Below are 23,282 nucleotides of genomic sequence, written 5' to 3' on the forward strand. Positions count from 1 at the left end.
GGGCTTGACCTGAGTGCTAAGCACGAAGGTCGTTCCATCGAACGAAGTGAGATGGAACTTCCGATTTATTCGCAAGGTTGAGAAATGATTCGAAAAGATTCCGAAGAGGATACAGCATGTATGTAGTTTTGAAGGTACAGGACTTAAACGGTAGCCGGTTGGTTATCGTTTTTTTGTTACCTGGATTTTTTTATAGATTGGTAAAGATTTGAAAAATAGTAAACAGGAAGAAACCAGATGAAATTTAGTAGAAACAAACTAAAAAGGACAGATGAAGACACAAAGGAAATGCTGCCAATTATTTTCTCTCTGGCATGGCCAACTATGCTAGAGCAGCTTATGCAGACTGCTGTGCAGTACATGGATACAGGAATGGTTGGTGTACTTGGAACTCGCGCTACTGCGGCTGTAGGTGCTACCAGCACAGTCAATTGGCTGATCGGCAGTACTATTTCTGCAATTAGTGTAGGATTTTTGGCATACATTTCTCAGTCAATGGGAGCTGGAAAAAAACAGCAAGCTAAGAAAGCTTCTGCACAGGCTGTAATCACAGTTCTGATTGTAGGAATTTTATTTACACTTCTGACGATCGGACTTAGCAGCAAAGTGCCAGTATGGATGCAGGTAGATCCTTCTATACGAAGAATGGCATCCAGCTATTTTTTGATTTTATATTCCCCAATGCTATTTAGAACTGCAAATATTATTTTTGGAACAGTTCTCAGGGCTGTGGGTGATACCAAAACTCCTATGCAGGTAGGCGTTGCATTTAATGTTATCAACATTGTGCTGAATTATTTCCTCATATATTCCACAAGGACGGTTTCCATCGGTGGAAAAAATGTGTTAATCCCAGGTGCTGGATGGGGCGTTCAGGGCGCTGCTGCAGCAAGTGCAATTGCATATACCATTGGCGGTATAGCCATTACAATTAAATTATGGAAACACCCGGATATCTCGCCAAAAGGACAGAGCTTTAAGCTGGATAAGGTAGTTCTTAAGCCATGTCTGAAAGTGGCAGTTCCAAATATGTTTCAGCGCTTTGCAACATCTCTTGGCTACGTAGCGTTTGCATCTATGATTAATTCACTTGGCGAAACTGCAACTGCGGCTCACACGATTGCAAATACAGTTGAATCAGCATTTTATATTCCAGGTTGGGGAATGCAGACAGCTGCAGCCACTTTGGCAGGAAATGCGTTAGGTGCTAATGACAATAAGAAGCTAAGCGGACTTGCAAGAGCAATCATGCCATTAGAAATCGGATTAATGGTTGTTTCAGGCGGACTTTTGTTCACTTTTGCACCAGTATTGATCAGGCTTTTTTCATCAGATGCCCAGATCATTAGTCTGGGAAGTACAGTACTTCGCATGGTTGCTGTTTCCGAGCCATTTTACGGAGTTCCTATTGTTATAGAAGGAATGATGCAAGGTGTGGGAAAAACAGTGACACCGTTCGTATTCAATGTAGTTGGTATGTGGGGAGTTCGGATTTTGGGAACATTTGTCTGTATCCATATGCTTGGAATGGGACTGATTTCTGCCTGGGGATGCATGATCGGGCATAATTTGCTGCTGTTTATATTATTTACAAGACATTATTTAAGCGGAAAATGGAATCCTATGACTTCTGCCCATAGATAATAGCTTTAAGTATGTGATATTTTGTAACTGTTCACAGGTAATATAAGGTTAACTTGACAGAGCTATGTGCAAGCTTTATACTTAAATAAAAGCTTTTTAATTAGGATTGGATGTCGTTATATGAAAAAAATCATGAAAGATAATTCTGAATATAGAACGAAAAGGCAATGGTTTTTTATAGTCTTAATTTGTTTGCTGGTGATGGTTTTTTTGACTACGTTCCTCATGAAAAGATATCGTCAGAAAACTGAGAGGGTTTTTTCCGAACTAATGGAAGAAACTCTATTGTCCGCTCATTCAGAGGCATTATCAGAAATAGAGGCTTTTTGTGATGATCAGGGAGAAACTGCTGATTTAGAGAAAGCCTGGAAAATGATTAAACAGGATAAAAACAGGGTGTTCCATTACCTATGTGACTCTAAAGGTGTGATTCTGGCTGGCGATATGAAGATTTTTGATATCGAATATACAGTAGACACGGAATTGAGGTCTATTCGGATCAAAGACAAAGATATTGAGAAAGTAGAAGATATCCTTGCAAATCTTACTTTCGGACAGCCGTATTTATTTTCCGAATTAGAGAAATCAGATATTTATCTGGCGGCGTCTAAGCTGGAAGACAGAGATTGTATTCTGGTATCAGGCTATCGCTCCAATAAAATAAAAAATTACAGAACAATGCTCATTAACGGAAATCGCGCTTTAATAATAACATTGTTTGGCTGTATGTCAATTATAATCATTCTGATTGGCCGTTTGTATATGAAACAACAGAAGCGTGCAATGAAAGGGCAGGCGCGATACGATATTTTGTCTGAGTTTTCCGACACGGTACTTTTTGAATACGACTGTCTGGATAAGACACTGGTATTTACTCCGAATATAACCACCCTGTTTGGATTGAAGGAAATTGGCCAGATACGTCCATTTGAGAATGACACTGATTTTGCAATGGTACATCCGGATGATGTAGAGAAGGTAAAGAATCTTCTTTCCACTATCGGAGATAAGAAAGATGAGATTGACGATTTCGTAATCCGCTTTAAGGATAAGAATGGCAACTATCGCTGGGTTCGCTGGATGGGCCGATTGGTACGCGGACGTCTTGGTACTCCCCAGGTATTCCTTGGCAAGATTTCGGATGTGCAGGATGAAATGACCAAGGAACAGGATTTGCTGGAAAAAGCTTCGATAGATGGTCTGACCGGAGCTCTCAACCGTAAATCCGCAGAAGCGAAGATTGGTGAGCTTATGCAGAACAAAAACTGCAAAGGCTATCTGTTCATGATCGATATTGATGATTTCAAGACAGTTAATGATACTATGGGACATGCCATGGGAGATTTGGCGCTGATCAATCTTGTGAAGATTCTGAAAGAGAATTTCCGCAAGGATGATATTGTGGGAAGGCTTGGCGGTGATGAATTCATTGTATTCATGACGGATACAGAATTCGCTGCAGATGCGGAAGCAAAGGGCGCTGAGATTCTGGATGTGCTGGCGGCCTCCAAGGAGGAACCGCATTTTACCATCAGTGTTGGTGCTGCGGCTTATCCTGCAGCAGGACAGGATTACGAAAACCTGTATCTGTCTGCGGACCATGCAATGTATGTTTCAAAGAAAACAGGCAAGAACCGTATCCATGTTGATAACGGAACTGTAGAGAAGAATGACGAAAAGTGAGGTGTGCAAAATGCGGCTGCAGATCGTACAGGATGCATTAAAGAAGAAAAACATTAAATATGAATATACAGAGACAGACGGCTGCGGAAGCCTCGATTTCCTTTTCCGGGGACTGAAATTCCATGTATGGGAATATGAGGACCGGGTATGGGGCGCTGAGACCAATATCTATGAAGCAGGACGGAGCCAGGATATAGAGGGTGATTATGAGAATATTATTGCCAGAGAAATTTTGTCATGGCCGGATATGCTCCCAGGAAGCTGACGAAAGCGAAAACGCCAAATGGATTCGGGGGAAGCCTTAGAGCCTGTTTGAAAAATCATTCCCGCAATCTGCACGCCCCACTTTGCGGTATATTTTGCCCGAATTCAGTTGCCGTAGCCCGCTACGGCGCCCTCATCCGGACAAAATCTCCCACAAATTGTGACGCACATCTTGCAGAAAGCCTTTTTCAAACACGCTCTAGAGCCTTTTTCAAACATGCTCTAATTTTCCCGAATAATGAAATTCCTGTAGAAAGGCAGGTTTTATAAATAATGAAGAACAAGCAGGGAGTAAACTGCGAGTACTGTGTAAATTATTCTTATGATGACGATTATGAGTGCTATACCTGTGAGATGAATCTGGATGAAGATGAGATGTACCGCTTTGTTACCGGAACCAATCACGATTGTCCATATTTCCGCATGGGAGATGAATATCGGGTAGTAAGAAAACAAATGTAAAAAAATGAAATTACCTATTGACAAATAAAAACGAACATGGTATTTTATTACAGAACGCTGCCGAAGACAGTAGGTGCCGTAAGGCATAAGGATTAAAACGCCTACCGAGGACTAAGTATTCTTAAGTAAGAATTACGTTAAGCCTTGCTGTCTTACAGCAAGGCTTTTTTTGGCGGTATATCAAATTTTATAAGGAGGTGTACCATTTCATGGCAAAAGTAGAACTGAAACAGCCAATCGTAGAAGAAATCGCAAACAACATTAAAGACGCACAGGCAGTCGTACTGGTTGACTACAGCGGTCTTACAGTTGAGCAGGATACTATTTTACGTAAAGAGTTAAGAGAGTCCGGCGTACAGTACAAGGTTTACAAGAACACTTTAATGCGTCGTGCATTTGAAGGTACTCCATGTGCAGATCTTGACAAGCACTTACATGGAACAAACGCTATTGCAATTTCTGCAACAGACGCTACTGCTCCTGCAAGAATCCTTGCTAAATTTGCAAAACAGTATCCGGCACTTGAATTAGTTGCAGGTATTGTTGAGGGTAACTACAACGATCAGGCAGGAATCCAGGCTCTGTCCCAGATCCCGTCCAGAGAAGAACTTCTCGGCAAACTGCTTGGAAGTATCCAGTCTCCTATCACCAACTTTGCTCGTGTGCTTAATCAGATTGCAGAACAGCAGGGCGAGGGTGCAGCAGAGGCTCCAGCAGCAGAATAATTTAAGAATCTGCCGCTGAATCGAATCATTGATTCCACAAAAATTTTAAAAATGGAGGAAAATTATAATGGCAAAGTTAACAACAGCTGAGTTTATCGAAGCAATCAAAGAGTTATCTGTATTAGAGTTAAATGATTTAGTAAAAGCTTGCGAGGAAGAGTTCGGTGTATCCGCAGCAGCAGGCGTTGTTGTAGCAGCAGCTGGTGCAGCTGAGGCAGCAGAGGAGAAAGATGAGTTTGACGTAGAGCTTACAGAAGTAGGTCCTAACAAAGTTAAAGTTATCAAAGTTGTTCGTGAGATCACAGGCTTAGGTCTTAAAGAAGCTAAAGAAGTTGTTGATGGTGCTCCTAAAGCAGTTAAAGAGGGCGCTTCCAAAGCTGAGGCTGAGGACATCAAAGCTAAACTTGAGGCTGAAGGCGCTAAAGTTACTCTTAAATAATTTAAGCGAACCAAGCTCCCCGCAGAAGTCTGTTTGCAGGCAACTGCGGGGATTTTTTTTGCAAAGGATTTTGTCAGCGAGGATCCTTTATGTAAAAGGGAAACAGATGATATTTCTTTTTTACATAAAGGATCCTGCAGGGAAAGACTATGATGATTTAAGGCAGGAGGATGAATATGAAGAGACTTGTGGCTGGAATTCTGTTGGGATTGTCATTGGAACTGGGCTGCAGCGGAGCTGCTTATGCAGAGGCACCGGAAATTGCAGCTGAGTTTTCCGATACGACTGAAAGTGATAGTTTTTACACAGACGGAACTGAGAAAGTGCAGGTTCCGGATGACACAGATGATCCGGAGATGCTGCCGGAAAGCGGAGAAGAAGCTGAGGCAAGCTTTGGATCTGATTCAGAAGAACAGCAAAGTGAGGCTGCTTTTTTCAGCGGCAGCAGTGACGAGATGGCATTCACAGATGGAAGCTCGGATGAGGCACAGGCAGAAGTACAGGCTGCCGATCTTTCCGAAGAGGAAGCAGAAATTCTTGCCAAAATTCCGGCAGATGCCACAGAGGTTACCCTGGATGTCCAGGATGGAACTGATATCACCAATGTGCTGAACCTTGTTTTGAAATTTATGGGGCAGCGTGCTACAGATGTGTCTCCCTGTAAAGTGATCATTCCTCCGGGAAATTATTATATTTCCAATACCATTCATCTGTACAGCAATATGACTCTTTATGCCCAGGGTGCAGTTATCACGAAGAGCAGCACCAACAAGCACATTATTCTCCGGCTTGGGGAAGAAGTGCTTTCTGATGGCGGCTATAATGGCTATCGGAATGTTACCATTGATGGCGGAACCTGGGATCTGAACTATCAGAATGTAGAAGGCAAGGAGAATCCAGGCGGTTTCGTTGGCTTCCGTATTGGACATGCTACCAATATAACCGTGAAGAATGTCACCTTTCTTAACAACCTGAAGTCTCATTTCCTTGAACTTGCAGGTGTGAAGGATGCTGTAGTGACCGGCTGCACCTTCCGTGGCTACTGGAAAGATTATGAGGGCGGCGGACAGGAATGTATTCAGCTGGATGCCTGCCTGGACTATATTTTCCCAAGATATCAGCCGTTCGACGGTGCTGTCTGTGAAAATGTGCTGATTGAGAATAATACTTTCGAGGATGTTTTTGCAGGCGTGGGAAGCCACAGCATGGTTTACGACCGTCCGTATCGAAACATCCAGATCCGCAATAACACTTTCCGAAACATCCGCAAGCGTGCGGTATGGTGCTTGAACTATGTGGACTCCGCAGTGGAAGACAACACGATGGAACATGTAGGCGGCGGAGTACTTGTATGCAGCATGTATACGCCCAATACCCATCTGGCACCTGACGCAGCGCCGGGAACTGCTGGAAATCAGTATTCATCCAATATTTCTGTGAAAAATAATCGGATATTTATTTCTAATACAGATAAAATTAATGGAAAAAGCTGGAAGGGATATGGAATCCAAATACAGGGCAGTAAAGTGAATGCGAATGCAACTGGTATACCAGAAGGAATCTATAAAGTAACAAATGTTACGGTAGAGAACAATTTAGTTTCTGATGTAGGCAATGCAATTTACATGTATCTTGCAGATAATTGTGTGGTAAACAAAAACCGGATTTCATTAGTGCATGCCAGTTCCTTTTCTATCACGGGAATTTATTTGGCCGGATCATCTGGAAATGTGATAAGCAGTAATAAGATTGGTGACTGCAAGGGGAATGGAATATGTGCTAATAACGGCGGCAGGACATTGAATGCTGCTTCAACAGACAATAAAATTACGGGAAATATTATAAATAACACTTTAAATGATGGAATCTACATTGGAACGGGAAGTACAGGTACTGTAATCAGCAAAAATGATGTTGGTGTCAGCAATAAAAGCGGAATTGTGGTTCTGGACAGCAAGAAATGTCAGGTGATATCCAATAAGGTATCTGACTGCAGACTAGACGGAATATACCTGAAAAATATTGGCGATACTGATATAAAATCTAATAACGTAACTACTGTAAAACGCTATGGAGTACAGGTGATCTCCAGTCAGCTAAAATCCCTTTATGGAAATACGATCACAGGAAACGGGAACTGCGGTCTGCGGATCGTCCAGTCCAGGATTTCAGGCAGTCAGCAAAACCGGCTGCGGAATAATGGAAGTTCCTATGCCGTCTATTCCAGGAACAGTACAGGTTCTGTTCTGGTAAGGCTTCCAGCATCCGCAAGAATCACCAGAAACACCGCAAGAATTACCGGAACGGCAGCAGGAGGCAGAAGGCTTACTGTATATGTTGTGACAAAATCCGGAAACAAAAGGATCGGACAGGGCAATGTTACTTCCAGAGGAAGATACAGTGTCTCCATTCCAAAACAGAAAAAAGGAACCGTGCTTCTGTTGCTGCTGACAGATAAATATGGAAACCGTTCCTACACAGAGCAGAAAGTATTATAAAGACTGCTTCAAATTGAAATAAATTAAAAAAAGAACAGGAAAAGTGCTTGACAGGCTTTTTTTGTTGTGCTATAGTGAAGAATGCTATATTATGGCAAGATATGCCTACTATGCTTAGTAAGCAGGGCTGGCTGATGTTGTAATAAATAAAATAAAACAGGGGTGAAACGTCAATGGAAAAAAACAGAATTCGTTCTGTAAAAACTGGAAAAAGCATGCGAATGAGCTACCAGAGACAAAAAGAAGTCCTGGAAATGCCGAATTTGATCGAGGTCCAGAAGGATTCTTACCAGTGGTTTCTCGACGAAGGATTGAATGAAGTGTTCGATGATATTTCTCCAATCGCAGACTACGGCGGAAAGCTCAGTCTCGAGTTCATCGGCTTCACATTTGATGAAAAAGATGCTAAATATACCATCGAGCAGTGTAAAGAACGTGACGTAACTTATGCCGCACCTTTGAAGGTTCGAGTGAGACTGATTAACAAGGAAACAGAAGAGATCAACGAACACGAGATTTTCATGGGAGACCTGCCGATTATGACTGCGACAGGAACCTTCGTTATTAACGGTGCTGAGCGTGTTATTGTCAGCCAGTTAGTACGTTCCCCTGGAATCTATTATGCCATTGCACACGATAAAATCGGTAAAAGACTGTTTTCCTGTACAGTAATTCCTAACAGAGGAGCATGGCTGGAATATGAGACTGACTCCAATGATGTGTTCTATGTACGTGTGGACAGAACCAGAAAGGTTCCGATCACTGTACTGATCCGTGCACTTGGGGTTGGCTCCAATGCAGAGATCATCGATCTGTTTGGTGAAGAGCCGAAGATCCTTGCAAGTTTTACAAAAGATACTTCTACAAATTATGAAGAAGGTCTTCTTGAGCTGTATAAGAAAATCCGTCCAGGCGAGCCGCTTGCAGTTGAGAGCGCAGAGAGCCTGATCAATGCGATGTTCTTTGATCCGAGAAGATATGATCTTGCCAAGGTCGGACGTTATAAATTTAATAAAAAGCTTCATTTTAATAAACGAATTGTTGGCCACAAACTGGCTGATGATGTGGTGGAAGGCTCTACAGGCGAGATCCTGGCAGAGGCTGGCCAGATCGTGACCAGAGAACTGGCTGATGCCATTCAGAACGCTGCAGTTCCATTTGTATGGATCCAGGGTGAAGAAGACCGCAGAATTAAAGTTCTTTCCAACTTAATGGTAGACATGCATCACTATCTGCCAGAAATCGAGAACCTGGAAGAGCTTGGTGTTACAGAGTTAGTATACTACCCTGTACTCGAAAAAATTCTGGAAGAAAATGACACACTTGAGGACAGAATTGCTGCTATCCGCAGAGATATCCATGATCTGATTCCGAAGCATATTACAAGAGAAGACATTTTTGCCTCCATTAACTACAATATGCATCTGGAATACGGCATTGGAAATGACGACGATATCGACCACTTAGGAAACCGTCGTATCCGTGCGGTGGGTGAGCTGCTTCAGAACCAGTACCGTATCGGTCTTTCCAGACTTGAGCGTGTGGTTCGTGAGAGAATGACAACACAGGATGTGGAGAGCATTTCCCCGCAGTCCCTGATCAATATCAAACCTGTTACAGCTGCTGTAAAAGAGTTCTTTGGATCTTCCCAGCTGTCACAGTTCATGGATCAGAATAACCCGCTTGGTGAGCTGACCCATAAGAGACGTCTTTCCGCACTTGGACCTGGCGGTCTGTCACGAGACAGAGCCGGATTCGAGGTTCGAGACGTTCACTATTCCCATTACGGAAGAATGTGCCCGATCGAGACTCCTGAGGGACCGAACATCGGTCTGATCAACTCCCTTGCATCCTATGCAAAGCTGAATCAGTACGGATTTGTTGAGGCACCTTACCGTAAGATTGATAAGACAGATCCTATGAATCCGCGTGTAACCGACGAAGTTGTTTACATGACAGCAGATGAAGAGGATAACTACCATGTAGCACAGGCGAATGAGGCACTTGACGCAGAGGGACATTTCGTTCGTAAGAACGTTTCCGGTCGTTTCCGCGAAGAGACTCAGGAGTATGAGCGTCAGATGTTTGATTACATGGACGTATCTCCTAAGATGGTATTCTCTGTAGCTACAGCCCTGATCCCATTCCTTCAGAACGACGATGCGAACCGTGCGCTGATGGGATCCAACATGCAGCGTCAGGCCGTTCCGCTTCTTACTACAGAGGCACCGGTTGTTGGTACAGGAATGGAAGCCAAGACAGCTGTTGACTCCGGTGTCTGCATCGTTGCAAGAAAGTCCGGTACTGTACTTCGTTCCACATCTACTGATATCAGTATCAAGAATGATGACGGAACAAAGGATGATTATCATCTTACCAAATTCATGCGCAGTAACCAGAGCAACTGCTACAACCAGCGTCCGATCGTAAATCAGGGCGAGCACGTTGAAGCAGGAGATGTTATTGCAGATGGTCCGTCTACCTCTCAGGGAGAGCTTGCCCTTGGTAAGAACCCTCTGATCGGATTTATGACCTGGGAAGGTTATAACTACGAGGATGCGGTACTTTTAAGTGAGAAACTTGTTCAGAACGATGTTTACACATCTGTTCACATTGAAGAATATGAAGCAGAAGCACGTGATACCAAGCTGGGACCGGAAGAGATCACCCGTGATGTTCCAGGCGTTGGTGATGACGCACTCAAGGATCTTGATGAGCGCGGAATCATCCGTATCGGTGCAGAGGTTCGTGCAGGGGATATTCTGGTAGGTAAGGTAACTCCTAAGGGAGAGACTGAGCTTACAGCAGAAGAGAGACTTCTTCGTGCAATCTTCGGTGAGAAGGCACGTGAGGTTCGTGATACTTCCCTTAAGGTACCTCATGGTGAGTACGGTATCGTTGTAGATGCCAAGGTATTCACAAGAGAAAATGGTGACGAGCTGTCTCCTGGAGTAAATCAGTCTGTACGTATTTACATCGCACAGAAGAGAAAGATCTCCGTTGGTGATAAGATGGCTGGTCGTCATGGTAACAAGGGTGTCGTTTCCCGAGTACTTCCGGTTGAGGATATGCCATTCCTTCCGAACGGCCGTCCGCTGGATATCGTGCTGAATCCTCTGGGTGTACCTTCCCGTATGAACATCGGACAGGTCTTGGAGATCCACTTAAGCCTTGCTGCCAAGGCACTTGGCTTTAACATTTCCACACCGGTATTCGATGGTGCAAACGAGAATGATATCCAGGATACACTGGAACTTGCAAATGACTATGTAAATACAGAGGACTTTGAGGAGTTCCGTGAGAAATACAAAGATATTCTGGCACCTGATGTAATGCAGTATCTGGATGAGAACAAAGCCCACAGAGCACTGTGGAAGGGAGTTCCGATCTCCAGAGACGGTAAGGTTCAGCTCCGTGACGGACGTACCGGAGAGTTCTTCGATGGCCCGACCACAATCGGACACATGCATTACCTGAAGCTGCATCATCTGGTTGATGATAAGATCCATGCCCGTTCCACAGGTCCTTACTCTCTGGTTACACAGCAGCCTCTGGGTGGTAAAGCCCAGTTCGGTGGACAGCGTTTCGGAGAGATGGAGGTTTGGGCTCTGGAGGCATATGGTGCATCCTATACACTCCAGGAAATCCTGACAGTTAAATCCGATGATGTTGTCGGTCGTGTGAAGACTTATGAAGCAATCATCAAGGGTGACAATATTCCTGAGCCTGGTATTCCGGAATCCTTTAAGGTACTTCTTAAAGAGCTTCAGTCCCTGGCCCTGGATGTGCGCGTACTCAAGGATGATCAGACAGAAGTTCAGATCATGGAGAATGTAGATTACGGCGAAACCGACCTTCGAGCAGTTATCGAGGGAGATTCCAGAGGACACAGAGACCAGGAATCCTTTAGCAAACACGGCTACACCAAGCAGGAGTTTGACGGTGAGGAGCTTGTTGATGTGGACGAGGACGAAGATGAGGATTATGAATCCGAAATCGACGATTCCTACGATGATATCGAAGAGTAGAAAGGGGAAAAGAATACATGGCAGAATCAACCAATACCAATGAAACATATCAGCCAATGACTTTTGATGCCATTAAAATCGGACTGGCGTCCCCGGAAAAGATCAGAGAGTGGTCAAGAGGTGAGGTTTTAAAACCGGAAACCATCAACTACCGTACCTTGAAACCGGAGAAAGACGGACTTTTCTGTGAAAGAATTTTCGGACCGAGCAAGGACTGGGAGTGCCACTGTGGTAAATATAAGAAAATCCGTTATAAAGGTGTTGTCTGCGACCGATGCGGCGTTGAGGTTACCAAGGCTTCCGTTCGTAGAGAGCGTATGGGTCACATTGAGCTTGCTGCTCCTGTTTCCCATATCTGGTATTTCAAGGGTATTCCGTCCCGTATGGGACTTATCCTGGATCTGACTCCAAGAACACTGGAGAAAGTCCTTTACTTTGCAAACTATATCGTACTGGATCCGGCTGATTCCGGACTCCAGTACAAGCAGATCCTGACTGAGAGAGAGTATCAGGATGCCCGTGAGTCCTACGGAAACAACTTCCGTGTGGGCATGGGTGCTGAGGCCATCAAGGAGCTCCTTATGGCAATCGACCTTGAGAAGGATTCCGCTGAATTAAAGGCAGAGCTGGTTAAGGCAACAGGCCAGAAGCGTGCAAGAATCATCAAACGTCTTGAGGTTGTTGAGTCCTTCCGTGAGTCAGGCAACCGTCCTGAGTGGATGATCCTTGACGTTGTTCCTGTAATCCCGCCAGATCTTCGTCCTATGGTACAGCTGGATGGCGGACGTTTCGCAACATCTGACCTGAATGACCTGTACAGAAGAATCATTAATCGTAACAATCGTCTGAAGAGACTTCTTGAGCTTGGTGCTCCGGATATCATTGTCCGCAATGAGAAACGTATGCTTCAGGAAGCAGTTGATGCCCTGATCGACAATGGCCGCCGCGGCCGCCCGGTAACAGGTCCTGGAAACAGAGCCCTGAAATCCCTTTCCGATATGCTGAAAGGTAAATCCGGACGTTTCCGTCAGAACCTTCTTGGTAAGCGTGTTGACTACTCCGGACGTTCCGTTATCGTCGTTGGACCTGAGCTGAAGATTTATCAGTGCGGTCTTCCGAAAGAGATGGCAATCGAGCTGTTCAAGCCTTTCGTAATGAAAGAGCTGGTAGCAAACGGTACCTCTCACAATATTAAGAATGCCAAGAAGATGGTAGAGAAGCTTGAGCCAGCTGTATGGGATGTTCTCGAAGATGTTATCAAAGAGCATCCGGTTATGCTGAACCGTGCACCTACACTGCATCGTCTGGGTATCCAGGCGTTCGAGCCGATCCTTGTAGAAGGTAAGGCGATTAAGCTTCATCCGCTTGTTTGTACCGCTTTCAACGCTGACTTCGATGGTGACCAGATGGCTGTCCATCTTCCGCTTTCCCAGGAAGCACAGGCAGAGTGCCGTTTCCTGCTTCTGTCTCCGAACAACCTTCTGAAACCTTCCGATGGTGGCCCGGTAGCCGTTCCTTCACAGGATATGGTCCTTGGTATCTATTATCTGACCCAGGAAAGACCTGGAAATAAGGGTGAAGGCAAGTTCTTCAAGAGCGTAAACGAGGCAATTCTGGCATATGAGAACCAGGTAATTACCCTGCAGTCCAAGATTCTTGTACGTACCAGCAAGGTAATGCCGGATGGAAGCACTTTCACAGGCAATGTACAGTCTACACTGGGACGTTTCCTGTTCAATGAGATCCTTCCGCAGGATCTTGGATTTGTTGACAGAAGCATTCCGGGAAATGAGCTTCTTCTTGAGGTTGACTTCCTGGTTGGTAAGAAACAGCTGAAACAGATTCTTGAAAAAGTTATTAACACTCACGGAGCAACCAAGACCGCTGAGGTTCTGGATGCTATCAAGGCTATGGGTTACAAGTATTCTACAAGAGCTGCCATGACTGTATCTATTTCTGATATGACCGTGCCGCCGCAGAAGCCGCAGATGATTAAAGCTGCCCAGGATACTGTAGACAAGATTACCAAGAACTACAAACGTGGTCTTATTACCGAGGAAGAGCGTTACAAAGAGGTTGTTGATACATGGAAGAAGACTGATGATGAGCTTACTCACGCACTTCTGTCCGGACTTGATAAGTACAACAACATCTTCATGATGGCTGACTCCGGTGCCCGTGGATCTGATAAGCAGATCAAACAGCTTGCTGGTATGCGTGGATTGATGGCCGATACAACCGGACATACAATCGAGCTTCCTATCAAGTCAAACTTCCGTGAAGGTCTGGACGTACTGGAATACTTCATGTCCGCTCATGGAGCTCGTAAAGGACTTTCCGATACCGCTCTTCGTACAGCCGATTCCGGTTACCTGACAAGACGTCTTGTTGACGTATCTCAGGACCTGATCGTACGTGAGATGGACTGCTGTGAGAACAGATCCGAGATTTCCGGTATGTATGTAAAAGGTTTCATGGATGGCAAGGAGGAGATCGAGAGCCTTCAGGATCGTATCACAGGCCGTTTCTCCTGCGAGACCATTAAGAATAAAGACGGTGAAATCCTTGTAAAAGCAAACCACATGATTACTCCGAAGCGTGCCGCACGTATCATGAAAGAGGGCGTGGACAACATTACCGGAGGTGCTGTAGAGCAGGTTAAGATCCGTACCATCCTTAGCTGTAAGTGCAAGGTGGGTGTGTGTGCGAAATGTTATGGTGCCAACATGGCTACCGGAGAACCGGTACAGGTTGGTGAATCCATCGGTATTATCGCAGCACAGTCTATCGGTGAGCCTGGTACACAGTTGACCATGCGTACTTTCCATACTGGTGGTGTTGCCGGTGGAGATATCACGCAGGGTCTTCCTCGTGTCGAGGAGCTTTTCGAGGCAAGAAAGCCGAAAGGACTTGCCGTTATCACTGAGATTCCTGGTGTTGCTACAATCAACGACACCAAGAAGAAGAGAGAGATCATCGTAACAGATCCGGAGTCTGGAGAATCCAAGACCTACCTGATCCCATACGGTTCCCGTATCAAGATCATGGACGGACAGGTTATGGAAGCTGGTGATGAGCTTACTGAAGGTAGTGTAAACCCGCATGATATCCTTAGAATCAAGGGTGTTCGTGCCGTTCAGGATTACATGCTTCGTGAGGTTCAGCGTGTATACCGTCTCCAGGGTGTTGAGATCAACGATAAGCATATCGAGGTTATCGTTCACCAGATGCTGAAGAAGATCCGCATCGAGGACAACGGAGACTCCGAGTTCCTGCCAGGAACACTTGTTGACTTCCTTGAGTATGAGGAAGTAAATGAGAAACTGGAAGCTGAGGGCTTACGTCCTGCAGTTGGAAAACAGGGAATGCTTGGTATCACCAAGGCGTCTCTTGCAACCGATTCCTTCCTGTCAGCTGCTTCCTTCCAGGAGACCACTAAGGTTCTGACTGAAGCTGCGATCAAGGGTAAGGTTGACCATCTGATCGGTCTGAAAGAGAACGTTATCATCGGTAAACTGATTCCTGCTGGTACAGGTATGAAGTGCTACAGCGATGTAGAGCTTGATACAGGAATGCCGGAGGAGCCGGAAGAAATCGAATTCGACGAGATGGATGACGATCAGGACATGCTTGATGTAGCGGAAGATTCTGAAGATCTGGAGATCAGTGAAACTCCGGAAGACGCAGAGGATGAGGATGCATTCGATGATGAAGAGGTTGACTCCGCTGACGACAGTGAAGAATAAATGAATTAGGATCCCTCAGGGTGACAGAAATGTTGCTCTGGGGGATTTTTTTGCCTTTTTACAGCTGAAGTGTGCCCAAAAATCCCACCTGCTATAGCGTAAAGCTATAACTAGCTCTATAAAACTGCGATTCCCAAAACGCTATTTAGTGGTTGCATATGGTGAAGTTCTGTTTTATAATAAGCAACATCAAGAGAAATATATAAAACATATCGAGTTACTAGGAAAGGAGAAACCAATATGACAGTATCAATTAGAACCGCGAAGATGTGTTGCAGCATGAAGATGGAAAAAGAGGTTATGTGTTGTTGCTGTTGTTGCGGCTCCATGAAGACAGAAAGAAAATAGAACAGATTTACATACATATGCGTTGATGCTATATAAGAACAAAGAAGTTTTTTGAAGCAGGGATTCGGATATGGGACCTGCTATTTTTGTACCCATTTTTAGAAAATCAGACAATTCGGAGGAAAATAAAATGAGTGGATGCGGATGCAGTTTTTCACCAGCAGAGGAAATTAAGGAAGAAGTAAAATATACAGATGCACTTGCAGAGCAGTTTGCGAAAGAAGTTGGAGTTGATCCAAGACCAAATGAAACTTTAGTAGAAATCGATGAGAGAGGCGCATTTATCAGACAGCCAAACGCTTTTATCCAGCCATTCGGTGATGAAGAGGGAGACCTGAAAGCAGAGGCAAACCGTTACGGAATCTACTGGGCAACCGGATGCAACTGGTCAAACAGACCGATCATTGTAAGAGATCTTCTTGGACTTCAGGATGTGATCTCAGATACCAGAGTGACTCATTCTGGCGAGACTAACAGCTACGGACATGCATTTGGAGATCAGCCAGGATTCAAGGATCCCAAGACAGGCGCTTACTTCTTAAGTGAGTTTTACAAAAGAGCCAATTCGGATTTCAAAGGAAGAGCTACCACCCCAACTCTGGTAGACATCAAAGAAAAGAAAGCAGTAAACAACGATTATCATCGTCTTACAAACTACATTGAAGTTCAGTTCCGTCCCTTCCAGCCAAAGGATGCGCCGGACCTGTACCCGAAGAAATTCCGTAAAGAAATCGATGAATTTAACGACTGGCTTTTCCCACATGTAAACAACGGACATTACCGCATGGCATTCTGCCAGTCACCGGAGGCTTATGATGAAGCATATGAAGATTTTTATGAATCACTTGAGAAGCTGGATAAGAGACTGGAAACAAACCGTTTCCTTTTCGGAGATTACATTACAGACAGCGATGTCCGCGCTTATGTTACCCTGGTACGCTGGGATGTAAGCTATTTCCATAACATCGGTCCAGTGAAAAAGCCAATCCGTGATTACAAAAACATCTGGGGCTACTTAAGAGAGCTCTACGCAATCCCGGCATTCCGCCACGGAAGCGATCCGCAGGTACTTGCATTAGACGGCCCCAGAAAGAAATTAGGAGAGGTTCTTTTCCGTGGATACAACGACAGAATCCTTTCAAAAGTTGATTTCGAAAAGCTTTGGGCAGACGACGGCGAGAGAAGAAAATTAAGCAAAACACCAGATGAGTTATTCCTTCGCCATCCGGAAGGAGAGACCTACGAGGATTACGCAGGCCCCATTTCCAAGACTATCTGGAACAGCCCGAAATGGGAAGACAGAAATCCGAAGAATGGAACCTTATCCGTGGACGCATCCATTAACCCGCTGAAGGGACTTTTATGAGAATCAGGCAAAAAATTTACGAGAGAGGATAGAGATTATGAAAAGATTTAATAGATTAACAGCAGTTTTACTGGCAGGTGTGACAGCAGCAAGCCTTACAGGCGGTGCAGTCAGCGTATTTGCAGATTCCGACGTAAAGGTGATCAAAGGTGTTACAAGCGGTTCCCTGGCTCCTTACTTTTATGTAGGAGATGACAATGAACTGACAGGAGTTGATATTGACATTGTGAAAGAGGTTTTTAACCGTCTTCCTCAGTATGAGCTTCAGATTGATACAGCAGATGCACTACAGGGCGTAATCAGCGGCCAGTATGACATTGCAATCAACAATTACGGCTACACAGACGAGAGAGCAGAATCCTATTACTTCTCTTTCCCATATAAGACAAGTTTTAATGAGTACATTCAGCGGGCAGATGATGAGCCGCTGACCTCCCTTCAGGATCTGGCAGACAGAGGCTACAAGATCGAGCTGACAGCCGGAAGCCTGACAGCCAATGCACTGGAGCAATGGAATGAGGAGAACCCGGATCATCAGATCGAGATCGTTTACGACAACACCAATTTCCAGGTTCGTTACCAGAACATTGTAGACGGTGTTACAGACGTTGCCATTGACGATGGCCCGCTGATCGACAACCTTCTTCCAAACTTTGGACTGGAGGGACAGCTGGTTCCAAATCCAATTGACGACGAAACACAGGAATTCCTTTTCCCACAGAACAACACCTATTTTCTCTTTGGAAAAAATGAGGAGGGCGCAGCTCTTCGTGAGGATGTGGATGCAGTGCTGAAGGAAATGAAAGAGGACGGAACCCTGGCTGAGATCACCGAGAAATATCTTGGAAAAGACACAAGCCCGGACGAGAAATACTTCGAAGAGACAATCAACTAAATCAGAGATGCAAGGAGAACGATCATGGTGGAAATTTATCGCATAGAAAAAGGGGCAGAGACCTGGAAATACAAAGCTTATGATTACGTGAGGACAGATGCCTTCTGCGTGGGACAGAGCATTCCCATAGAGCTGGAATTTTCCCATGACGAAAAGGAAGAGGACCTGCAGGCTGTGATCCTGATTGAGGATCACAAGCCAGTGGCAGGCTGCCGAATCGCTTTTCCAGACGAGAAGACCGGCAAGATCGAACGTGTCTGCGTCGTCCGGGGAAAACAAAAAGGCGGTTACGGCAGAATCCTGATCCAGGAAGCAGAGAACTGGTTAAAAGAGTACGGAGTAAACCACATCGTGATCAGCAGCCAGGACCGTGCTGCTGGTTTCTATGAAAAGCTGGGTTATCAGCTGAACCCGGATGTGGACCCGTCCGTATACGACAAGCATCATAAACAGGAAGAGAAGCCGAAGCAGGAGCCTTCCAGACCGAAGAATGCGCCGGGACCTTTTGGATTTACCTGTGTGCTTGTAGAAAAATATTTATAGAAACTGAACTTGTAGGAGAAAAATCATGGGAAAATTATTTGACGTATCACTGGTATTCACATCGATCCCGGAATTGCTGGGAAAATTACCAATCACTTTGGAGCTGGCAGTGCTTTCCATGCTTCTGGGGCTGATCTTAGGACTTGTGATGGCGATCATAAAAATGCATAAGATCAAGGTACTGACACAGCTTACCAACCTTCTGATTTCTCTCCTTCGAGGAACTCCTGTAATCGTACAGCTGTATGTGGCATTCTTTGGAATCCCAATGTTTTTCAAAGCCATCAACCAGAAATTCGGCACCAACCTTGCAGTGGCAGACATTCCTGGAATTGCCTATGCAATGATCGCACTTGGACTGAATCAGGCTGGCTTTATGGCAGAGATCATCCGTTCCGCACTTCAGTCCGTAGACAATGGACAGATTGAAGCCGCCCACGCACTTGGAATGACTTATCCGCAGGCACTTCGCAGGATCATTCTTCCGGAAGCTTTTGAGGTAGCGCTTCCTACACTGGGAAATGCCCTGATCAGCATTATCAAAGGAACATCACTGGCCTTCACCTGTGCAGTTGTGGAGATTACCGCACAGGGCCAGATTATTGCAGGAAAAACATACCGCTATTTCGAGGTTTACGTATCACTTGCTATTATTTACTGGGTAATTACCTTGATTATTGAGCAGCTGATCCGTATAATTGAAAATAAGATTCGTATTCCGGATCAGGTGGAGCTGGTAAACTTTGCCGAGGAGGACGCAACCCATGATAAAAATTGATCATTTGTCAAAAAAATTTAATGATAATGTTGTCCTGGACGACATCAGCCTAGATATCAAAAAAGGCGATGTAGTGGGAATCATTGGTCCTTCCGGAACCGGTAAATCCACCCTTCTTCGCTGCGTGAACCGCCTGGAAACACCGGAACGGGGCACTGTGACCATCGGGGATAAAACCATTGATCTTTCCGAGAAAAAGCCAAAAGACCTTTTATATCTGAGACAGAATACAGGAATGGTATTCCAGCGCTTTAATCTTTTTGAGAAAAAAACAGCTCTTGAGAATGTAATGGAAGGTCTGATCGTGGTAAAGAAGATGTCAAAGGCGCAGGCAAGAGAGATTGCCATCGAGCAGCTGAAGCTGGTAGGCATGGCACCCTGGGCAAATCATTATCCCAAGCATTTGTCGGGCGGACAGCAGCAGAGAGTTGCGCTGGCAAGAGCCCTTGCAATGAAGCCGCAGATCCTTCTTCTGGATGAGCCTACCTCCGCACTGGATCCGGAGCTGGTTGGCGAGGTGCTGGACGTCATCCGCAAGGTTGCAGCACAGGGCTACACTATGCTTCTGGTATCCCATGAGATGAACTTTATCCGTCATGTATCCAACCGTGTGATTTTCCTGGACAAGGGACATGTGGTGGAGGACGGAACACCGAAGGAAGTATTCGACCACCCGACGAACCTGCGTACCCAGGAATTTTTCCGAAAGATGAATATTATGGCACAGCCGGAGTACATGATTTAAACGAACACCTGAAAATTTCAAAAAGGAGAATAAAACAGCTGTATCGCGCAGCTGTTTTTTGCAATTGCGATTATGAGAGAAAATGAGAAAATAGCAGAAGTATTTGGCAAACTGGTATCCATTGATTCCCCATCCTTAAAGGAACGGGAGATGGCAGACTACCTGAAGAAATTATTTGGAGAAATCGGCGTAGAGCTGGAGGAGGACCAGACCGGAGAGGCAACAGGGTCCAATGCAGGCAATCTTTTTGCCCGGCTGGAAGGGGAGGCTGGATCAGAACCTTTGCTTCTTGGCGTGCATATGGATACAGTAGAGCCTTCCCGGAACAAAAAAGCGGTGTTTCACCCGGACGGAACTGTGACAAGCAACGGAACTACAGTCCTTGGTGCAGACGACCTTGCCGGTGTTACCGCAATCTATGAGGCAGTCCGCTATCTGAAAGAGAAGAACATTCCTCACAGGACGGTGGAGATTTTGATCACAACCGGGGAAGAACTGTACTGCAAAGGAGCAAATGCTTTCGATTACAGCAAAGTCCGCTCCAAAGAGGCTTACGCTTTGGATCTTAGCGGCAAAATCGGAGCAGCCGCTTACGCTGCCCCAACTTTAATTTCTTTTTCTGCCTCTGTAAAGGGAAAGGCTGCCCACGCCGGATTTTACCCGGAAAAAGGAATCAACAGCATCCAAGCAGCAGCCAAAGCCATCGCCAGACTTTCCCAGGGCAGGATTGATGAAAATACAACTGCCAACATCGGTGTTTTTGCAGGGGGAACAGGAACCAACATTGTACCAGAAGCCTGCACGGCGAAAGGGGAGATCCGCAGTCTGAATCATGAGATTGCCATGAAGCTTCTTAAGGAGTACCATGAGATTTTCCAGGAAGAGGCAGAGAAGGCCAGAGCAGCGCTTGAATGGGAAGAAAAGCTGAATATTATTGCATATGAGACGGATCTTGGCGGAAAAGCTGCAGAAAATTACAGGAAAGCAGTGGAAAAAACAGGACTTGAGCCAGAATTCGAGAAAACCTTCGGGGGAAGCGACAACAATGCGTTTGCCCAGCACGGAATCGAAGGGCTGGTAATCGCCACCTCCATGAACCAGGTGCACAGCTGCAGCGAATACTGCAGCATCCCGGAAATACGGCAGGTGTCTGAGATTCTGGTAAACCTCTGCACCGCAGAAAAATGACAGACATCCTGCCAATGGAAGGCTGGAAAGATATGGATAGAGAAAAATACAGGCGGGACTATCATTTGTGGTAATATTCTAGTATAATATTACGAAAACCCGGGCAGCAGTTCCGGGGATGATGATTGTGGTCAGCAATCGACTTTCTTTTTGGGAAAGGAGGGGCTTGCATGGAGAAAGGGGTTCCGGTTTCTGTCTGGCCAGAGTGGCAGCTTGTAGAGAAAATAGGGGAAGGCTCTTTTGGGAAAGTATATAAGGCGCAGCGGACAGAGCGTGGACGCACTTTTTATTCGGCCATTAAGATTATATCGATTCCCGGTAATAAGGGAGAGCTTGACAGCGTAAGATCAGAGATGAATGATGAGCAGTCTACCAGAGAATATTTTCGAAACCTGGTGGAGGACTGCGTTCAGGAAATATATACGATGGAGCATTTCTGCGGAAATTCCCATATTGTATCCTTTGAAGATTTTAAAGTGGTGGAATATCTGGACGAGATCGGCTGGGATATTTACATCCGAATGGAATATCTGACCAGTTTTATGGATTACTGCACAGGCAAGGAGCTTACTGAGAAAGAGGTAATGAAACTTGGCTGTGATCTTAGCATGGCATTAATTTACTGCCGGAAGCTGAATATTATTCACAGGGATGTAAAGCCGGAGAATATTTTTGTATCCAGATTCGGTGATTTTAAGCTGGGAGATTTTGGAATTGCCAGAGAGCAGGCGCACACAGTGGGGAATATGTCCAAGAAGGGTACCTACTCCTACATGGCACCTGAGATTTATAAAGGTGAGAAATACGACAGCAGCATTGATATCTATTCCCTTGGAATCGTGCTATATAAGCTGATGAACCAGAACAGGCTTCCGTTTTTGTCTCTGGATAAGCAGCTGATTACCTATCGGGATAAGGAGAATGCACTGGCACGGCGCATGGCCGGGGAGAAGATGCCGGCACCATCCCGGGCAAGCGCTGCCTTTTCCCATATTATACTGAAGGCATGTGCCTATGATCCACAGAAGCGTTACCGGAAACCGGAGGATATGCTTCAGGATCTGGAAAGCCTGCGGATCGCACCTGTGAATGCAGCCAAGGAGTGGGAACGCTCCCAGTGGCAGCTGGCTGATGCCCGTGATATAGAGCAGCGGCACCAGAAGAATTATGTGGTGGAAGAACCAGGTGCTGAGAAAATGGAACGGACCCAGGTGGCAGAAGAACCGCAGATTGAGAAAGCCATCCGTCAGGAAGAAGAGAAGGAGAAAAAGAACTCCAGGGACGCAAAGGAGCCGAAGCCATCCAGAAGCCTTCGCAAAGAAGACAGATCAGAGGCAGCTTCCAGACAGAAGCGGCAGGCGCCGCAGCAGGAGAGAAGGATTTCTCCATGGACCATTTCCATTGCGGTTGTGGTGCTGGCAGCATGCATTATTGCTGGCGTTTATGTGAAGCTGATTCATGACGAGGACCGGAAGGCACAGAACACCAACATGGTTATGGAAGTGCTGGAAGCCAATGACAACAGCACGGCTCAGATCGATGATTTTTCCACAGCAATCCAGACCATTAAGGAACAGGCGAATACCATTGTGGAGGAACTGGCCGATTGTAAGGAAGTGGGCAAGGAAGGCGACCGACTTCGCTACTATGACAGCAACGGCAAACTTATAAAAGCACTGATCTATCCGGAAACTTCTGAGGACGGTGTTTATGAGGAATATTATTACTGGGATGAGAGACTGTTTTTTGCATACATATGGACCGGCAATAAAAAAGAACTTTATTATTATGATAAACGCGGCAAGATGATCCGCTGGATCGATACGGACGGCGTTGTCCATGACAAGGAAAATGACAGTACAGAGTATACCAAACGCGGAGAGAAATACTGGAAAAATGCTCTGGAACAGCTGGATGAATAGCGAAGAGG

At 45.4% G+C, this 23,282-nt stretch carries 16 protein-coding genes, 2 pseudogenes and 1 other annotated feature; of the genes and pseudogenes, 17 read left to right on the forward strand and 1 reads right to left on the reverse strand.

What is annotated here, in order from left to right:
- Positions 1-237 precede the first annotated feature (237 nt).
- From OCV70_RS16870 to OCV70_RS16880, 3 genes are all read left to right on the forward strand, one after another.
- Positions 238-1,644: an MATE family efflux transporter gene (locus tag OCV70_RS16870; RefSeq protein ID WP_021924913.1), complete on the forward strand. Its 1,407-nt coding sequence runs from the start codon at positions 238-240 to the stop codon at positions 1,642-1,644.
- Positions 1,645-2,016: 372 nt separating this feature from the next.
- Positions 2,017-3,327 (forward strand): sensor domain-containing diguanylate cyclase, encoded by a 1,311-nt coding sequence (locus OCV70_RS16875; protein ID WP_173768017.1) that lies wholly within the window; start codon positions 2,017-2,019, stop codon positions 3,325-3,327.
- Positions 3,314-3,592: a kinase gene (locus OCV70_RS16880; RefSeq protein ID WP_243000405.1), complete on the forward strand. Its 279-nt coding sequence runs from the start codon at positions 3,314-3,316 to the stop codon at positions 3,590-3,592. The genes OCV70_RS16875 and OCV70_RS16880 overlap by 14 nt, the downstream gene beginning before the upstream one ends.
- Here the strand turns inward: OCV70_RS16880 and OCV70_RS19940 are convergent.
- Positions 3,532-3,762, reverse strand: a pseudogene (locus OCV70_RS19940) (DUF6783 domain-containing protein). The gene OCV70_RS16880 and the pseudogene OCV70_RS19940 overlap by 61 nt on opposite strands.
- On the opposite strand from OCV70_RS19940, the pseudogene OCV70_RS19945 reads away from it, so the two are divergent.
- The 14 genes and pseudogenes from OCV70_RS19945 to OCV70_RS16945 form a co-directional block, all read left to right on the forward strand.
- Positions 3,700-3,861 (forward strand): annotated as a pseudogene (locus OCV70_RS19945) (DUF6783 domain-containing protein); the annotation flags it as partial. The pseudogenes OCV70_RS19940 and OCV70_RS19945 sit on opposite strands and share 63 nt — an antisense overlap.
- A 3-nt stretch (positions 3,862-3,864) precedes the next feature.
- Positions 3,865-4,053 carry a DUF6472 family protein gene (locus OCV70_RS16885; RefSeq protein WP_021924909.1) on the forward strand — a complete coding sequence of 63 codons (189 nt, stop codon included), beginning with the start codon at positions 3,865-3,867 and terminating at the stop codon, positions 4,051-4,053.
- Between the two features lie 42 nt (positions 4,054-4,095).
- Positions 4,096-4,232: a sequence feature (ribosomal protein L10 leader region), on the forward strand.
- A gap of 30 nt (positions 4,233-4,262) precedes the next feature.
- Complete coding sequence (gene rplJ, locus OCV70_RS16890) at positions 4,263-4,778, forward strand: 50S ribosomal protein L10 (protein ID WP_117854801.1); 516 nt, start codon at positions 4,263-4,265, stop codon at positions 4,776-4,778.
- A 67-nt stretch (positions 4,779-4,845) separates the two neighbouring features.
- Entirely contained in the window at positions 4,846-5,217 is a 372-nt protein-coding gene (rplL, locus tag OCV70_RS16895; protein ID WP_117854804.1) for a 50S ribosomal protein L7/L12, read from the forward strand.
- Positions 5,218-5,393: 176 nt separating this feature from the next.
- Positions 5,394-7,715, forward strand: coding sequence for a right-handed parallel beta-helix repeat-containing protein (locus tag OCV70_RS16900; protein WP_173768016.1), 2,322 nt, complete (start codon positions 5,394-5,396; stop codon positions 7,713-7,715).
- A gap of 173 nt (positions 7,716-7,888) precedes the next feature.
- Positions 7,889-11,743 (forward strand): DNA-directed RNA polymerase subunit beta, encoded by a 3,855-nt coding sequence (gene rpoB, locus OCV70_RS16905; RefSeq protein ID WP_117854809.1) that lies wholly within the window; start codon positions 7,889-7,891, stop codon positions 11,741-11,743.
- 17 nt (positions 11,744-11,760) lie between these two features.
- On the forward strand, positions 11,761-15,489 hold the full coding sequence (gene rpoC, locus OCV70_RS16910; protein ID WP_173768014.1) for a DNA-directed RNA polymerase subunit beta': 3,729 nt from the start codon (positions 11,761-11,763) through the stop codon (positions 15,487-15,489).
- A gap of 478 nt (positions 15,490-15,967) precedes the next feature.
- Positions 15,968-17,203: a glutathione S-transferase C-terminal domain-containing protein gene (locus OCV70_RS16915; protein WP_173768012.1), complete on the forward strand. Its 1,236-nt coding sequence runs from the start codon at positions 15,968-15,970 to the stop codon at positions 17,201-17,203.
- A 37-nt stretch (positions 17,204-17,240) separates the two neighbouring features.
- Positions 17,241-18,098 (forward strand): transporter substrate-binding domain-containing protein, encoded by an 858-nt coding sequence (locus OCV70_RS16920; protein WP_117854815.1) that lies wholly within the window; start codon positions 17,241-17,243, stop codon positions 18,096-18,098.
- A gap of 24 nt (positions 18,099-18,122) precedes the next feature.
- Entirely contained in the window at positions 18,123-18,641 is a 519-nt protein-coding gene (locus OCV70_RS16925; protein WP_202031110.1) for a GNAT family N-acetyltransferase, read from the forward strand.
- Between the two features lie 25 nt (positions 18,642-18,666).
- Entirely contained in the window at positions 18,667-19,419 is a 753-nt protein-coding gene (locus tag OCV70_RS16930) for an amino acid ABC transporter permease (protein ID WP_021924466.1), read from the forward strand.
- Positions 19,406-20,164, forward strand: coding sequence for an amino acid ABC transporter ATP-binding protein (locus tag OCV70_RS16935; protein ID WP_173768010.1), 759 nt, complete (start codon positions 19,406-19,408; stop codon positions 20,162-20,164). Before OCV70_RS16930 ends, OCV70_RS16935 begins: the two co-directional genes overlap by 14 nt.
- A gap of 72 nt (positions 20,165-20,236) precedes the next feature.
- Positions 20,237-21,352, forward strand: a complete 1,116-nt coding sequence (locus tag OCV70_RS16940; protein WP_202031109.1) for a M20/M25/M40 family metallo-hydrolase — start codon at positions 20,237-20,239, stop codon at positions 21,350-21,352.
- Positions 21,353-21,522: 170 nt separating this feature from the next.
- The gene (locus OCV70_RS16945; RefSeq protein WP_173768007.1) at positions 21,523-23,274 is read left to right on the forward strand and encodes a serine/threonine-protein kinase; all 1,752 of its coding nucleotides are present in this window, start codon (positions 21,523-21,525) and stop codon (positions 23,272-23,274) included.
- Positions 23,275-23,282 lie beyond the last annotated feature (8 nt).

Origin of the sequence: Blautia acetigignens (assembly GCF_025566865.1) — a bacterium.
Classification (GTDB): domain Bacteria; phylum Bacillota; class Clostridia; order Lachnospirales; family Lachnospiraceae; genus Blautia_A; species Blautia_A acetigignens.

What these genes read in the sequence shown, in the direction of transcription:
- OCV70_RS16880 (WP_243000405.1), top strand. Translation starts at nt 3,314, where the DNA reads ATGACGAAAAGTGAGGTGTGCAAAATGCGGCTGCAGATCGTACAGGAT.
- OCV70_RS16885 (WP_021924909.1), top strand. Translation starts at nt 3,865, where the DNA reads ATGAAGAACAAGCAGGGAGTAAACTGCGAGTACTGTGTAAATTATTCT.
- OCV70_RS16945 (WP_173768007.1), top strand. Translation starts at nt 21,523, where the DNA reads ATGGAGAAAGGGGTTCCGGTTTCTGTCTGGCCAGAGTGGCAGCTTGTA.
- rplL (WP_117854804.1), top strand. Translation starts at nt 4,846, where the DNA reads ATGGCAAAGTTAACAACAGCTGAGTTTATCGAAGCAATCAAAGAGTTA.
- rpoC (WP_173768014.1), top strand. Translation starts at nt 11,761, where the DNA reads ATGGCAGAATCAACCAATACCAATGAAACATATCAGCCAATGACTTTT.
- rplJ (WP_117854801.1), top strand. Translation starts at nt 4,263, where the DNA reads ATGGCAAAAGTAGAACTGAAACAGCCAATCGTAGAAGAAATCGCAAAC.
- OCV70_RS16925 (WP_202031110.1), top strand. Translation starts at nt 18,123, where the DNA reads ATGGTGGAAATTTATCGCATAGAAAAAGGGGCAGAGACCTGGAAATAC.
- rpoB (WP_117854809.1), top strand. Translation starts at nt 7,889, where the DNA reads ATGGAAAAAAACAGAATTCGTTCTGTAAAAACTGGAAAAAGCATGCGA.
- OCV70_RS16915 (WP_173768012.1), top strand. Translation starts at nt 15,968, where the DNA reads ATGAGTGGATGCGGATGCAGTTTTTCACCAGCAGAGGAAATTAAGGAA.
- OCV70_RS16875 (WP_173768017.1), top strand. Translation starts at nt 2,017, where the DNA reads ATGATTAAACAGGATAAAAACAGGGTGTTCCATTACCTATGTGACTCT.
- OCV70_RS16930 (WP_021924466.1), top strand. Translation starts at nt 18,667, where the DNA reads ATGGGAAAATTATTTGACGTATCACTGGTATTCACATCGATCCCGGAA.
- OCV70_RS16920 (WP_117854815.1), top strand. Translation starts at nt 17,241, where the DNA reads ATGAAAAGATTTAATAGATTAACAGCAGTTTTACTGGCAGGTGTGACA.
- OCV70_RS16900 (WP_173768016.1), top strand. Translation starts at nt 5,394, where the DNA reads ATGAAGAGACTTGTGGCTGGAATTCTGTTGGGATTGTCATTGGAACTG.
- OCV70_RS16870 (WP_021924913.1), top strand. Translation starts at nt 238, where the DNA reads ATGAAATTTAGTAGAAACAAACTAAAAAGGACAGATGAAGACACAAAG.
- OCV70_RS16940 (WP_202031109.1), top strand. Translation starts at nt 20,237, where the DNA reads ATGAGAGAAAATGAGAAAATAGCAGAAGTATTTGGCAAACTGGTATCC.
- OCV70_RS16935 (WP_173768010.1), top strand. Translation starts at nt 19,406, where the DNA reads ATGATAAAAATTGATCATTTGTCAAAAAAATTTAATGATAATGTTGTC.